Genomic DNA, 13,265 nt, shown 5'->3' with positions numbered 1-13,265 from the left:
CGTATATTACGCTTTCCTCCTGCAGAGTCAACCTCTATTTCAGAAGTTTTTCTCCGGCGGCGCAGTCTCCTGTGCCTTTCAACCTGTCATCCCGTTGCCGGTGTGCCGTGTTGATGGATGCGCATTATAGGGAGTTGTCTGAGAGGCGCAACCCATAAATTGCATAAAAAAGAGCGTTCGCTGCATTCCACAGCAAAAGCGGCTGTTATACGCAGTTACACACAATGTTATCCACACTAGTCGGGCCAGATAAATTTAGGCGAGCATCACGCAAACGTTTTCGCTACAATGCCGGGCGAAGTTCCGGACACCCCTTTTCGGGGCGTTACCTGAGGTTTTTGATTTTTTCTTCCTGTATAGAGAAGAGAAAATCGCTGTAAAGCCTGATGTAACGCTCTTATATACGCGAAACAAAGCCAAGGGATAAACCACCATGCAACAAACTCGTCCTGTACGCCGCGCATTGCTCAGTGTCTCTGACAAAGCCGGTATCCTCGAATTTGCTCAGGCGCTCTCAAGTCGCGGTGTCGAACTGCTCTCCACAGGCGGAACAGCTCGCCTGCTGGCGGATGCGGGTCTGGCTGTCACAGAAGTCTCTGACTACACCGGTTTCCCGGAAATGATGGATGGACGCGTCAAAACCCTGCATCCCAAAGTGCATGGCGGCATTTTAGGTCGTCGCGGCCAGGATGATGCCATTATGGCGCAGCACGACATCAGCCCAATCGACATGGTGGTCGTTAACCTCTATCCCTTTGCACAGACCGTCGCCCGTGAAGGATGTTCACTGGAAGATGCAGTGGAAAATATCGACATCGGTGGCCCGACCATGGTGCGCTCTGCTGCCAAGAACCATAAAGATGTGGCAATCGTGGTCAGCAGCGGCGACTACGATGCGATCATTGCCGAAATGGATGCCCATGAAAATGGTCTGAAGCTTGAGACCCGTTTCGATCTGGCGATCAAAGCGTTTGAACACACTGCCGCGTATGACAGCATGATCGCTAACTACTTTGGCAGCCTGGTGCCCGCCTATCACGGTGATCGTAATCAGCCCGCCGGCCGTTTCCCGCGTACCCTGAATCTGAACTTCATTAAGAAGCAGGATATGCGCTACGGTGAAAACAGCCATCAGGATGCTGCCTTCTATATAGAAGAGAACATCACTGAAGCTTCAGTGGCGACTGCCCGGCAGGTTCAGGGCAAAGCGCTCTCCTATAACAACATTGCTGACACGGATGCTGCACTGGAGTGCGTCAAAGAGTTCAGTGAACCCGCCTGCGTCATCGTCAAACATGCGAACCCTTGTGGCGTAGCGACCGGTGACTCGCTGCTGGCAGCCTATGATCGCGCTTACCAGACCGATCCGACCTCCGCATTTGGCGGCATCATCGCCTTTAACCGCGAGCTGGATGAAGCAACTGCGCAGGCCATTATCAGCCGCCAGTTTGTTGAGGTGATTATCGCGCCAGCGGTTTCCGAGGCCGCGCTGAAAATTACCGCCGCGAAGCAGAATGTCCGAGTCCTGATCTGCGGCCAATGGCAAAACCGTACTGCTGCACTGGATTTCAAACGCGTCAACGGGGGTCTGCTGGTACAGGATCGCGATCTCGGCATGGTTGATGCCAGCCAGCTGCGCGTCGTCAGTAAACGTCAGCCAACCGAACAGGAGCTGCGTGATGCGCTGTTCTGCTGGAAAGTGGCGAAGTTCGTTAAGTCTAACGCCATTGTTTATGCACGCGACAACATGACCATTGGTATCGGTGCCGGACAGATGAGCCGTGTCTATTCCGCTAAGATTGCCGGCATTAAAGCAGCCGATGAAGGTCTGGAAGTAAAAGGATCAGCCATGGCGTCGGATGCCTTCTTCCCGTTCCGTGATGGTATTGATGCGGCAGCCGCGTCAGGCGTGAACTGCGTCATCCAGCCTGGCGGCTCCATCCGCGATGAAGAGGTGATTGCGGCGGCTGATGAGCATGGCATTGCCATGATCTTCACCGACATGCGTCACTTCCGCCATTAATCGTTCTGGAGAGAAACAGATGAAAATTTTAGTAATCGGCAATGGCGGACGTGAACATGCTCTGGCCTGGAAAGCTGTCCAGTCGCCGCTGGCGGAAACCGTGTTTGTGGCACCGGGTAACGCGGGCACCGCATTAGAGCCTGCGCTGCAGAATGTCGCGATTAGTGCAACTGATGTCCCTGCCCTGCTTGAGTTTGCCCGGCGTGAAAAGATCGATCTGACGATTGTCGGCCCCGAAGCGCCGCTGGTGATTGGCATCGTGGATGCCTTCCGTGAGGCCGGGCTGGCTATCTTTGGTCCGACTCAGGCCGCTGCGCAGCTGGAAGGCTCTAAAGCTTTCACCAAGGATTTCCTGGCGCGTCATCAGATCCCGAGTGCGGAATACCAGAACTTCACCGAGGTTGAGCCCGCTCTCGCGTATCTGCGTGAGAAAGGCGCCCCTATCGTCATCAAAGCCGACGGCCTGGCCGCAGGTAAAGGCGTGATTGTGGCGATGACGCTGCAGGAAGCTGAGGATGCGGTTCAGGATATGCTGGCCGGAAACGCCTTTGGCGATGCCGGACACCGCATTGTGATTGAAGAGTTTCTGGATGGCGAAGAAGCCAGCTTCATCGTGATGGTGGACGGCGAGCATGTGCTGCCCATGGCCACCAGCCAGGATCACAAACGCGTGGGCGATGGCGATACCGGTCCGAACACCGGCGGAATGGGTGCCTACTCTCCGGCTCCGGTTGTCACCGATGAGATCCACCAGCGCGTTATGGATCAGGTTATCTGGCCGACCGTGCGCGGCATGGCGGCTGAAGGCAACATCTATACCGGTTTTCTCTATGCCGGTCTGATGATCGATCACACCGGGCAGCCGAAAGTGATCGAATTCAACTGCCGCTTCGGCGATCCGGAGACTCAGCCGATCATGCTGCGCCTGCAGTCGGATCTGGTCGATCTTTGCCTGGCCGCCTGTGACGGTAAGCTGGATCAGAAAACGTCACAATGGGATCCCCGCCCTGCGCTGGGTGTGGTGCTGGCGGCGGGCGGTTATCCGGGTGACTACGCTCAGGGCGATCAGATTCACGGTCTGCCACTCGAAGAAGTGGCTGACGGCAAGGTATTCCACGCCGGAACACGGCTGGAAGAGGATCGGGTGCTGACAAACGGTGGCCGCGTATTGTGCGTAACCGCGCTGGGCGACGATGTGGCCGCGGCACAAAAGCGGGCTTATGAGCTGACAAAGCCGATCTCATGGCAGGGCAGCTTCTGTCGCCGCGATATCGGCTACCGCGCCATTAATCGCAAATAAGTTCAGGGGGCACCAGGTGCCCCCTTTTCAATTCACATATCTTCTTCTGTCGGCTGCTGTGAGCAGTCATCTTGCTGACTGACCCGCAATAGCTGTATCCCTTCCGGCGCTTCAAGCCATGACACCATCAGCGGTGCCGATGCGCGGCGTTGCTGCTGTGTCAGCATCTGCAGAGCGTCGGCGTCAAAAGCGGGTCTGACCTGCTGGCCTTCGCAACTCTCCAGCACATTGTTTCCCAGCCAGTGTCCCTGTCTGAGGAACACCTGACCGCTTAATAGCGCATCGCTGAGGTTACGCATCCGCTCGGCATCAAACTTATAGAGCTCAACCGCATCCGGGCTGACCGCTTCACGCCGGCCTGAAAGCTGGCGCTGCATAAAGTTAAGACCGCCAGCCTGGTCAAAGCGCAGGGTCACATCATCAGGCTGGTTGCCCTTCACCTGACGCTGAATGCTGATCAACGACTCTTCCAGCCAGACATAATCCGTCACTTCACCCTCACCGCCACTGAACGGCGTATAGAAGGTGCGGATATGGACCGACTGGTGGTCGCTGTTTTTACGCCAGATACGAACAACACCACGATCGGCAAGATAGCCACTGGCAGAAAAGGGGGGAATATCCGGAGTAGAGCTGCAACCGAAAAGAAACAGGGAGAGAAACAGAACAGATAAACGCTGAAACAGCGGGGTCATGATGGCTGGCCTCTTAAACAAAAGGGGCGAAACGCCCCCTGTTTTAAAGCTTAACCGCAGTGCGACGTCTTACTTAACGGCGTCTTTCAGCGCTTTACCAGACACGAATGCCGGTACATTTGCTGCAGCGATTTTGATCTCTTTGCCAGTCTGCGGGTTACGACCGGTACGCTCAGCGCGGTGGTTCACTTTAAAAGTACCAAAACCAACCAGTTGTACAGCATCACCATCTTTCAGAGACTCAGTGATCGCAGCCAGAGTAGATTCCAGCGCTGCCTTTGCCTGGGTTTTAGACAGGTCAGCTTTTTCTGCGATCACATCAATCAGTTGAGTCTTGTTCATAAGTTATCCTTAAAGTGTATTTATCGCTTGCTAAGCAACGAGTGCGAGGGAAAAGCCATATTCTGGCACTCTTCTGCCTGCACGCACCGATAGCCACAATTTTCAGCCCCCCAAATGTAGACCAGACAGGGGGCCAATGTGAAGCCTCCAGGCGCGCTAATTCGGGCCTGAAGTCACGTTTTATCGCCTTACTGCTGGAAATTTATACCGATGTTGCTAATTCCCGCTTCACGCAGGTCAGATCGCAGACCTTTAATCAATTCAAGGTCGCGCTCTTCACACTCCGCCAGCAGGCGGAAAATCTCCCACTGAAGGTCCCACTCATCGATGATAGCCGGGTTTTCACGCAGCTCTTCGTCGGTCATTTCGCGTCCAGCCTGGGTCATTTCCAGCATGGCGATAGTGGTAATTGAGGTCTCGCTGACTTCAATTGCATGCTCAAGAGTTTCACCGCTCAGCTGCGCATGTACGACTTCGCTTAATGCCACACAGGCATCGATAGCCGGATAAACGCCGTAAACCTCAAACGCATCACCATCCGGAATGGCGGCTTCGAGCTTTTCCAGCTGGCTGTCGAAGTTAATCTTCGCATCTTTGACCGTCAGGTTTTCCCAGATCAGATCAAGAATACGGCGATAGAGTGCCGGATCGGCAAATTCAGTCTGCTCGCAGAACGCACGATAGTTGGGATACATGCGCTCGCACAGGCAGGCCATAAAAGTAAGGTGCTGCCAGCTTTCCAGCTTCGCCAGACGCAGATGAACGGGATTTTGTAACATAAAGGTGGCTCTTATTCGTTTCGCTGGCCGCAGTGTAACTGCAAAACCGCAGCACAAACAGTGTTAAAGCGCGTTTTGCCAGCGCTGGAAAGCGGTTCGGTTCGAGGCAACCGCGTCGGCCCAGCGGGTCGGTTCCGGCAGCCGGTAACCACGCGTACAGTTTTCGACCCACTGCAGCGCGGTATCCAGGCTGACACGATGGCCGGTGGCGACAAACAGCGGATTACACCGCAGCTTGCTGCGCCATACCCAGCCTATCTGCTCGCCTTTGTCGATCAGTGGCTGACGACTGCCAGGCTGCGCATCCAGATCGGCAAAACGGCCACACAGGCGACTTTTCGCGACACCAATGGTGGGCACATCGACCAGCAGGCCAAAATGTGACGCGACGCCAAGTCGTCGTGGATGCGAAATACCATGTCCATCCACAAACAGCAGGTCCGGCTTTTGCTCCAGCATCTGCCAGGCGGCCATCAGCGCTGGATATTCACGGAATGAGAGAAAGCCCGGAATATAGGGCATGGTGGTCTCAACGCGTGCGATGCGATGCTCCACCAGCTTTAAGGAGGGATACTCCAGTATCACCATCGCCGCCCGGGTGATAGTGCCTTCCTGCTCAAATCCAACGTCCGCCCCGCCGATAAAGCGGGGTGGCAGCACATCAAAGTCATCTTCTCGCACCACATCAGCGGCGCGTTGTAACTGCTCAGCGCGAAGTGCGGCAATATCCATGATTACTCCTGATGCCAGGGACGTGATAAACGGTGTACCGCCTCAACAAAGACGCCCGCATTTTCCGGTGGCACATCCAGATGAATACCATGACCCAGATTAAAGACATGCCCGGTGCCCGAGCCAAAGCGCTCCAGGATCCCAGCCACTTCCTGTTCGATACGCTCAGGTGCCGCATAGAGCATAGAAGGATCCATGTTGCCCTGCAGGGCTACTTTGTCGCCCACGCGACGGCGTGCGTCATCAATATCGGTGGTCCAGTCGAGACCCAGCGCGTCACAACCGGTGGCGGCCATCGCTTCCAGCCACTGTCCGCCGCCTTTGGTGAAGAGCGTCACCGGCACGCGGCGACCGTCGTTTTCACGCAGCAGGCCATCGACAATTTTGTGCATGTAATGGAGTGAGAATTCGCGGTAATCACGACCGGTCAGCACGCCACCCCAGGTATCAAACACCATAACGGACTGCGCACCGGCGCGGATCTGAGCATTGAGATAGAGGATGACGCTGTCGGCCAGCTTATCCAGCATCGCGTGGAGCGTAGCGGGATCGGCATACATCATCTTCTTAATTTTGGTAAACGCCTTGCTGCTCCCGCCTTCCACCATATAGGTGGCCAACGTCCACGGACTGCCGGAGAAGCCAATCAGCGGCAGATCGCCGTTCAGGTTCTTACGGATGGTACGGACAGCATTCATCACATAGCCCAGCTCCATTTCGGGATCGGGCACCGGTAAACGCTCAACGTCAGCGCGACAGGTCACAGGGTTTGAGAAACGCGGGCCTTCGCCGGTTTCAAAGTAGAGACCCAGTCCCATCGCATCCGGAATGGTCAGGATGTCACTGAAGAGGATGGCGGCATCCAGCGGATAACGGCGCAGCGGCTGCAGGGTGACTTCACAGGCCAGCTCGGCGTTTTTGCACAGCGACATAAAGTCACCCGCCTGGGCGCGTGTCGCTTTGTACTCCGGCAAATAGCGCCCGGCTTGTCGCATCATCCAGACCGGCGTGACATCAACCGGCTGACGTAACAGGGCACGCAAATAACGATCGTTCTTCAGTTCACTCATCTCAACACTCTCTCAATAACAGGCGTGTAGTGTAGCACTTTCACACTTCGGCGCGGCACAGGGCGACGGTATCTTCAATCAGGCGGCGCGCCACGGTGCCTGGCGGTGGCAGCAACGGCAGCTCATCAAAACGGAACCAGGCCGCATCCAGCAGCTCTTTACCGTCGTGCTGCAGATCGCCGCTGTCATACTCCGCCATAAAGGCTGTCATCAGCGATTGCGGGAAGGGCCACGGCTGGGAGGTAACGTAACGGACGTTTTTGACGCGGATATTGCTCTCTTCCATCACTTCGCGGGCAACGGCCTGCTCCAGCGTCTCGCCCACCTCCACAAAACCCGCCAGCACCGTGTAGACCTTGTTGCGATGGCGGGCATGATTCGCCAGCAGGATTTCATCACCGCGACGGATAGCCACAATGATGCAGGGTGCGATCTGCGGATAGTAACGCTCGCGACAATGGCTGCAGAGACAGGCAAATTCATGTTTGCTTTGGTGCATTTCATGGCCGCAATAGCCGCACCAGCGATGAGAACGGTAGAATTCCGCCAGTTGCACACCGCGACCCACCAGCTGAAACAGCGCCACATCCTGATCGATCAGCTGTCGTACTGAGAACATATCGGCAGAACGCGGCTCACAAATCAGCCAGACTTTTTCGCCCTGCCACTCACCGATGGTCCGGGCTTTACTGCCGGTCAAACCAAATTTTTCGGCGTTTCCGTGGGGTAAATCACCTTGTGGTAACCAAAGTTTCTGTTCATGGCTGACAATCCACCATCCAGCGTCTACGCTTGAGATTTCGCATTGCATTTATTTCGTCATCCTTAGCGTCAACTCGCACGCTGAAGCCCTGATGTTAAGTGTGTAGATAAACAACTATAACTCACATGGAGTTAGATATGCTTAACCAGTTAGACGTCCTGGCTGAACGCGTAGGTGGCAGTAATGAACTGGTCGATTCGTGGCTTGAAGCCCGTCGTCAGCTACTGGTGACCTATTATCACCTGGTCGGACTTAAACCAAACAAAGAGGCGCTGACGCGTCTTGATGAGCAGGCTCTGGACAACTTCTGTCACGGTCTGGTCGATTATCTTTCTGCGGGTCACTTCAGTATCTATGAACGCGTGATCAGCGAAATGAGTGGCGACAGCCCGATGATTGCCGCCGCACAGATCTATCCACCGCTGGAAGCCAATACTGAGCGTCTGATGCAGCTGTATGACGGCCACCTGCAGCAGGCAATCGACGACGAGAACTGCATGACCTTCCAGCAGGCACTCTCCGAAGTGGGTGAAGTGCTGGAAGCACGCTTTACGCTGGAAGATAAGCTGATTCAGCTGGCATGGGATAACCAGCTTGTCCCCCCGCCGGTAGCCAATGACAGCCATATCGCGCGTCCGGCTTAATCATCATCTCCGGCAAAGGGGTTGAGATTATCCCGTAGCCCTTTTATGCTGAACAGGTTCTGAGGAGAGTGCTCCAAAGAACCTTTTTTATTTTTGCTTTGAAATATAAGGTTTTTACGCCTGGCTCTGTTATCAGACACCAGCGTAAAAACAGCTTCTTGTCGGAGTGCCCAAGTTGGGCTGAGACCGTTAATTCGGGATCCGCGGAACCTGATCAGGTTAGAACCTGCGAAGGGAACAAGAGTAAATATTCTCTGTATACCAGCATGCTTACGCTGTCTATACGGTTACTCCTTCCGAACTCCGGACAAGCATCGTTCCCCCTTAACAGGAAGATTGCTATGTCTGACCAAAAAACAACCCGTCGTGAACAGCGTGCCCAGGCGCAGGAATTTATCGATTCCCTGCAAAGCGGCAGTGCATTTCCCCAGTCCCGCCGCATCTGGATTACCGGCAGCCGCGAGGATATCCGCGTTCCCATGCGTGAAATCGTGCTAAGCCCGACCCACATCGGCGGCAGCAAAGAACAGCCTCTCTATGAGCAGAACGAAGCAGTACCGGTCTATGACACGGCGGGTGCCTATGGCGATCCCGCGGCACAGATCGATGTTCATCGTGGCCTGGAAAAGCTGCGCGCCCGCTGGATTGCTGAACGCGACGACAGCGAACTTCTCGAACAGAACAGCTCAGGCTATACCCAGCAGCGGCTGGCTGACGAGGGGCTGGATCATCTGCGTTTCGATCAACTGCCGACACCGCGCCGTGCCCGCGCAGGCTGCCGCGTCACGCAATTGCACTATGCCCGCCAGGGGATCATCACCCCGGAGATGGAATTTATCGCACTGCGGGAAAACATGGGCCGTGAGCGAATCCGCAGTGAGGTATTGCTGCAACAGCATCCCGGTCACAGTTTTGGCGCGCATCTGCCAGCCAGTATCACGCCCGAGTTTGTGCGTCAGGAGGTCGCTGCCGGACGCGCCATCATCCCTGCCAATATCAATCACCCTGAGTCGGAGCCGATGATCATTGGCCGCAACTTTCTGGTTAAGGTCAATGCCAACATCGGTAACTCGGCGGTGACCTCTTCTATTGAGGAAGAGGTGGAAAAACTGGTCTGGTCGACTCGCTGGGGTGCCGATACGGTGATGGATCTCTCTACCGGTCGTTATATTCATGAAACGCGCGAATGGATTTTGCGAAACAGCCCGGTGCCAATCGGTACAGTGCCGATTTATCAGGCGCTGGAAAAAGTGAATGGTGTGGCCGAGGCGCTGAACTGGGAAATATTCCGCGATACGCTGCTTGAGCAGGCGGAACAGGGTGTCGATTATTTCACTATCCACGCTGGCGTGCTGCTGCGTTATGTCCCGATGACGGCGAAACGTCTGACCGGAATTGTATCGCGGGGTGGATCTATCATGGCGAAATGGTGCCTGTCGCATCATCAGGAGAGCTTCCTGTATCAGCACTTCCGGGAGATTTGTGAAATCTGCGCCGCCTATGATGTCTCCCTGTCGCTGGGCGATGGCCTTCGTCCGGGTTCCATTCAGGATGCCAACGATGAGGCGCAGTTTGCCGAACTGCGTACCCTGGGCGAACTGACCCGTATTGCCTGGGAATATGACGTTCAGGTGATGATTGAAGGCCCGGGGCACGTCCCGATGCATATGATCCGCCGCAACATGACCGAACAGCTCGACCTGTGCGATGAAGCCCCCTTCTACACCCTTGGCCCGCTGACCACCGACATCGCGCCCGGCTATGACCATTTCACCTCCGGTATCGGTGCTGCCATGATTGGCTGGTTTGGTTGCGCCATGTTGTGTTACGTCACGCCCAAAGAGCATCTGGGTCTGCCGAACAAAGAGGATGTGAAGCAGGGATTGATCACCTACAAAATAGCAGCGCATGCCGCCGATCTGGCGAAAGGCCATCCGGGTGCGCAGATCCGTGATAACGCCATGTCCAAAGCGCGCTTTGAGTTCCGCTGGGAAGATCAGTTTAATCTGGCGCTGGATCCCCATACGGCGCGGGCTATGCATGATGAAACCCTGCCGCAGGAGTCGGGCAAAGTGGCCCATTTCTGCTCGATGTGCGGCCCTAAGTTCTGCTCGATGAAAATTTCCCAGGAGGTGCGCGAGTTCGCAGCACGTCAGGATACGCGCGCCGAGCCCGTTGAAGTGGGCATGGCGCAGATGTCAGACCGTTTTCGTCGGCGCGGCGGTGAGCTTTATCATCCCGCCGATGCCATTAAGGAGGAATAACAATGCCCGCATTTCCCGCTACCGCCCCGCGCCTGGGGCTTTATCCGGTGGTTGATAGCCCCGACTGGATTGAGCGCCTGCTGAAGATGGGCGTTCGTACGCTGCAACTGCGCATCAAAGATCAGCCCGATGAGATCGCCGAACCCGCCATCGCTCAGGCGATTGCACTGGGTAAACGCTATGACGCGCGCCTGTTTATCAATGACTATTGGCAGCTGGCGATAAAGCATCAGGCTTATGGCGTGCATCTGGGTCAGGAGGATCTCGATGTTGCCGATCTTGCCCGGATTCATCAGGCAGGAATGCGTCTGGGGCTCTCCACCCGTGACGATGCTGAACTGGACCGCGCACTGGCAATCCAGCCCTCTTACATCGCGCTTGGACATATTTTCCCGACGCAGACCAAAGAGATGCCTTCTGCGCCGCAGGGCATTGAGCAGCTGAAGCGGCATCTGACGCGCCTGACGCATATCCCCACCGTGGCAATTGGCGGTATCTCAATTGCTCGGGCACCTGACGTGCTGGCAACCGGCGTGGGCAGTATTGCGGTGGTAAGTGCGATTACCCAGGCAGATGACTGGCGTGAAGCAACACGAACCCTGCTGGCGCTGGCAGAGCCTCACCAATAAGGATTTGTGGAAGCTGTCCCGCATAGCGGCTGCAAAACCAGTAACGCCAGCGTTTCTGCCGGGAAAGCGACGCGCAAAAGCGTATGTTGCCGCTGGCGTGCTCTGATCCAAAACCTTAACGTGGCCTCCGTCAGGTTAAGGTTATCTGACCAGGGCCGGTTCCCTCCTCTTGCCGGCCCTGCTTCTTCTTTTCGCTATGCGAGAGTTGAAGCTGAAATCTGCGTCTCATGCTGGCACGAGAGCATGGCGCGTTCGACGGCTGCCCCCACCAGTGCCAGCGCCTGTTCAGTCTGCTCGTTGATCGGCAGCCCGTAGTTTAAGCGCAGACAGTTACGGTATTTACCCGAGGCCGAAAAGAGTGAGCCTACGGCTATCTGAATTTTTGACTCGCGCAATTCGCGATTGAGCCGGACCGCATCAAACGCTTCGGGGAGTTCTATCCACATCAGAAAACCGCCCTGAGGACGGGAAACGCAGATGCCGCAGGGAAAGTAGTGGCGCACCCAGCAGCTAAAGGTTTCATAGTTACGATGATAGATTTGCCGCATCCGGCGCAGATGGGGCTGATAATGGCCCTGGCGGATAAACTCGGAGACCGCATGCTGAGGCTGTGTGGCGGTGGAACCTGTGACGATATATTTCATGTGCAGTACACGGTCGCGATAGCGGCCGGGTGCAACCCAGCCGACACGCAAACCTGGCGCCAGCGTTTTGGAAAAGGAGCTGCACAGCAGAACCCGGCCATCGAGATCCAGCGCTTTAATGGTCGCTGGGCGCGGATATTCCCAGGCTAACTCACCATAAACATCATCTTCAATGACCGCCGCGTCAAACCGCTGCGCCAGGGCAAGCAATGCCCGCTTACGCGGCTCAGGCATGATAAATCCCAGCGGATTATTACAGTTCGGTACAACAACGACTGCTTTAATCGGCCATTGATCAAACGCCAGTTCCAGCGCTTCCAGGCTGATGCCGGTTACCGCATCAGTCGGGATCTCAATGGCACGAATGCCAAATCCGCGGAGGGTTTGCATGATCCCGTGAAACGAAGGCGACTCAACAGCAATGATATCGCCCGGCTCGCAGACCGCACGCACGGCTACCGATAAGGCTTCATGGCAGCCGGTGGTAATAACAATGTCATCGGCGGTGAGCTGGCAACCGCTATCTATCGCCAGTCGTGCAACCTGTTGCCGCAGTGCGAGAACACCATAGAGGTTGTCATAATTGAGCAGCGCGATGTCCTGCTTCTGAGCCTGTCGGCTGAAGGCTTTCCACAGCGGCTTAAGCGTCGGTTGGGTCAGATCGGGCATACCGCTTCCCAGCTGCAACACATCATCTTCCAGACGGCTGTTAATCAGCTCCAGCACCGCATCCCACTGCGTTACCTCAACCGGCCGCTGTGCGGGACGGGTCAGCGCAGGCATCGGGGGCGTCGCCTTACGCGAGGCCACAAAATAGCCAGAGCGCGACTGCGGCGTAATCATCTGCTTCTCTTCCAGCAGATGATAAGCCTGCTGCACGGTGCTGATACTGACGCCATGTTCGGCACTCAGACTGCGTACCGAGGGCAGGCGCTCACCACTGCGATATAAACCTTGTTCAATACGCTGAGCCAGCAGCGTGGCCAGATGTTCATATCGCGTCATTGTATTTCCTCTGACTCAGGAGCTGAGCATTAACCGGTACAGTTATGTCTCTTTTTTACCATTCAGATCGCCATTACCGCAATCTGTATGTTAAAGAAAGGTGATTTTTGCGTCTGTATCATACAGAGCGATCCGCTGAGAATAGTCCTCAGACAATTCACTGAGGGCACTATCATGGGATACGACGAGAATCGCGCAGCTAAACCGTTCACAGGCACGCCTTACCAGCTGGTTCGTTACTTGTGGCGCAGTTATAAACGCTGGCAGCTGAGGCGTGAGACGCGCGTCATCCTGTCGAAGCTGAGTGACAGTCAGCTGAAAGACATTGGCCTTGGCCGCAACGACTGGAATGTCTGAATCAGAGACAAAAAAAAA

Annotated in this window: 13 protein-coding genes and 1 riboswitch; of the genes, 6 read left to right on the top strand and 7 right to left on the bottom strand. The window is 55.6% G+C overall.

The window, feature by feature from the left end; translation table 11 throughout:
* Window positions 1-433 precede the first annotated feature (433 nt).
* Together purH and purD are read left to right on the top strand one after the other, a co-directional pair.
* The gene (gene purH / locus NR201_RS22040) at window positions 434-2,023 is read left to right on the top strand and encodes a bifunctional phosphoribosylaminoimidazolecarboxamide formyltransferase/IMP cyclohydrolase (protein ID WP_256850173.1); all 1,590 of its coding nucleotides are present in this window, start codon (window positions 434-436) and stop codon (window positions 2,021-2,023) included.
* A gap of 19 nt (window positions 2,024-2,042) precedes the next feature.
* Window positions 2,043-3,323 carry a phosphoribosylamine--glycine ligase gene (gene purD, locus NR201_RS22035; protein ID WP_256850172.1) on the top strand — a complete coding sequence of 427 codons (1,281 nt, stop codon included), beginning with the start codon at window positions 2,043-2,045 and terminating at the stop codon, window positions 3,321-3,323.
* A gap of 32 nt (window positions 3,324-3,355) precedes the next feature.
* Here the strand turns inward: purD and NR201_RS22030 are convergent, their stop codons facing one another.
* The 6 genes from NR201_RS22030 to nudC form a co-directional block, all read right to left on the bottom strand.
* Window positions 3,356-4,018, bottom strand: coding sequence for a DUF1481 domain-containing protein (locus tag NR201_RS22030; RefSeq protein WP_010261073.1), 663 nt, complete (start codon window positions 4,016-4,018; stop codon window positions 3,356-3,358).
* A gap of 69 nt (window positions 4,019-4,087) precedes the next feature.
* A complete protein-coding gene (hupA, locus tag NR201_RS22025; RefSeq protein ID WP_003850136.1) occupies window positions 4,088-4,360 on the bottom strand; it encodes a nucleoid-associated protein HU-alpha in 273 nt (90 codons plus the stop codon).
* Between the two features lie 188 nt (window positions 4,361-4,548).
* Window positions 4,549-5,139 carry a YjaG family protein gene (locus NR201_RS22020; RefSeq protein WP_010261070.1) on the bottom strand — a complete coding sequence of 197 codons (591 nt, stop codon included), beginning with the start codon at window positions 5,137-5,139 and terminating at the stop codon, window positions 4,549-4,551.
* 63 nt (window positions 5,140-5,202) lie between these two features.
* Window positions 5,203-5,871, bottom strand: a complete 669-nt coding sequence (nfi, locus tag NR201_RS22015) for a deoxyribonuclease V (RefSeq protein WP_010261068.1) — start codon at window positions 5,869-5,871, stop codon at window positions 5,203-5,205.
* 2 nt (window positions 5,872-5,873) lie between these two features.
* Window positions 5,874-6,941 (bottom strand): uroporphyrinogen decarboxylase, encoded by a 1,068-nt coding sequence (gene hemE, locus NR201_RS22010; protein ID WP_010672222.1) that lies wholly within the window; start codon window positions 6,939-6,941, stop codon window positions 5,874-5,876.
* 40 nt (window positions 6,942-6,981) lie between these two features.
* Window positions 6,982-7,752, bottom strand: a complete 771-nt coding sequence (nudC, locus tag NR201_RS22005; RefSeq protein WP_010672223.1) for an NAD(+) diphosphatase — start codon at window positions 7,750-7,752, stop codon at window positions 6,982-6,984.
* An 89-nt stretch (window positions 7,753-7,841) separates the two neighbouring features.
* On the opposite strand from nudC, the gene NR201_RS22000 reads away from it, so the two are divergent.
* The 3 genes from NR201_RS22000 to thiE all read left to right on the top strand — a co-directional run bounded on the left by NR201_RS22000 (window position 7,842) and on the right by thiE (window position 11,241).
* Window positions 7,842-8,348, top strand: coding sequence for an Rsd/AlgQ family anti-sigma factor (locus NR201_RS22000; RefSeq protein WP_010261059.1), 507 nt, complete (start codon window positions 7,842-7,844; stop codon window positions 8,346-8,348).
* A gap of 152 nt (window positions 8,349-8,500) precedes the next feature.
* Window positions 8,501-8,602, top strand: a riboswitch (TPP riboswitch).
* 87 nt (window positions 8,603-8,689) lie between these two features.
* Window positions 8,690-10,612 (top strand): phosphomethylpyrimidine synthase ThiC, encoded by a 1,923-nt coding sequence (gene thiC, locus NR201_RS21995; protein ID WP_256850171.1) that lies wholly within the window; start codon window positions 8,690-8,692, stop codon window positions 10,610-10,612.
* A 2-nt stretch (window positions 10,613-10,614) separates the two neighbouring features.
* The gene (thiE, locus tag NR201_RS21990) at window positions 10,615-11,241 is read left to right on the top strand and encodes a thiamine phosphate synthase (protein WP_256850170.1); all 627 of its coding nucleotides are present in this window, start codon (window positions 10,615-10,617) and stop codon (window positions 11,239-11,241) included.
* A 194-nt stretch (window positions 11,242-11,435) separates the two neighbouring features.
* On the opposite strand, the gene NR201_RS21985 is transcribed toward thiE, so the two are convergent.
* Window positions 11,436-12,890: a PLP-dependent aminotransferase family protein gene (locus tag NR201_RS21985; protein ID WP_143991697.1), complete on the bottom strand. Its 1,455-nt coding sequence runs from the start codon at window positions 12,888-12,890 to the stop codon at window positions 11,436-11,438.
* Window positions 12,891-13,064: 174 nt separating this feature from the next.
* Between NR201_RS21985 and NR201_RS21980 the strand changes: the two genes are divergently transcribed.
* A complete protein-coding gene (locus NR201_RS21980; RefSeq protein ID WP_010261051.1) occupies window positions 13,065-13,247 on the top strand; it encodes a DUF1127 domain-containing protein in 183 nt (60 codons plus the stop codon).
* Window positions 13,248-13,265 lie beyond the last annotated feature (18 nt).

This window comes from Pantoea sp. Fr-CA_6 (assembly GCF_024520895.1).
GTDB lineage: Bacteria > Pseudomonadota > Gammaproteobacteria > Enterobacterales > Enterobacteriaceae > Pantoea > Pantoea agglomerans.
Note: the sequence above shows the minus strand (reverse complement) of the source record. Positions and strands in the feature narration are given on the sequence as shown.

Coding starts and splice junctions, on each gene's coding strand:
- purH (WP_256850173.1), top strand. CDS start 434: ATGCAACAAACTCGTCCTGTACGCCGCGCATTGCTCAGTGTCTCTGAC.
- purD (WP_256850172.1), top strand. CDS start 2,043: ATGAAAATTTTAGTAATCGGCAATGGCGGACGTGAACATGCTCTGGCC.
- NR201_RS22030 (WP_010261073.1), bottom strand. CDS start 4,018: ATGACCCCGCTGTTTCAGCGTTTATCTGTTCTGTTTCTCTCCCTGTTT.
- hupA (WP_003850136.1), bottom strand. CDS start 4,360: ATGAACAAGACTCAACTGATTGATGTGATCGCAGAAAAAGCTGACCTG.
- NR201_RS22020 (WP_010261070.1), bottom strand. CDS start 5,139: ATGTTACAAAATCCCGTTCATCTGCGTCTGGCGAAGCTGGAAAGCTGG.
- nfi (WP_010261068.1), bottom strand. CDS start 5,871: ATGGATATTGCCGCACTTCGCGCTGAGCAGTTACAACGCGCCGCTGAT.
- hemE (WP_010672222.1), bottom strand. CDS start 6,941: ATGAGTGAACTGAAGAACGATCGTTATTTGCGTGCCCTGTTACGTCAG.
- nudC (WP_010672223.1), bottom strand. CDS start 7,752: ATGCAATGCGAAATCTCAAGCGTAGACGCTGGATGGTGGATTGTCAGC.
- NR201_RS22000 (WP_010261059.1), top strand. CDS start 7,842: ATGCTTAACCAGTTAGACGTCCTGGCTGAACGCGTAGGTGGCAGTAAT.
- thiC (WP_256850171.1), top strand. CDS start 8,690: ATGTCTGACCAAAAAACAACCCGTCGTGAACAGCGTGCCCAGGCGCAG.
- thiE (WP_256850170.1), top strand. CDS start 10,615: ATGCCCGCATTTCCCGCTACCGCCCCGCGCCTGGGGCTTTATCCGGTG.
- NR201_RS21985 (WP_143991697.1), bottom strand. CDS start 12,890: ATGACGCGATATGAACATCTGGCCACGCTGCTGGCTCAGCGTATTGAA.
- NR201_RS21980 (WP_010261051.1), top strand. CDS start 13,065: ATGGGATACGACGAGAATCGCGCAGCTAAACCGTTCACAGGCACGCCT.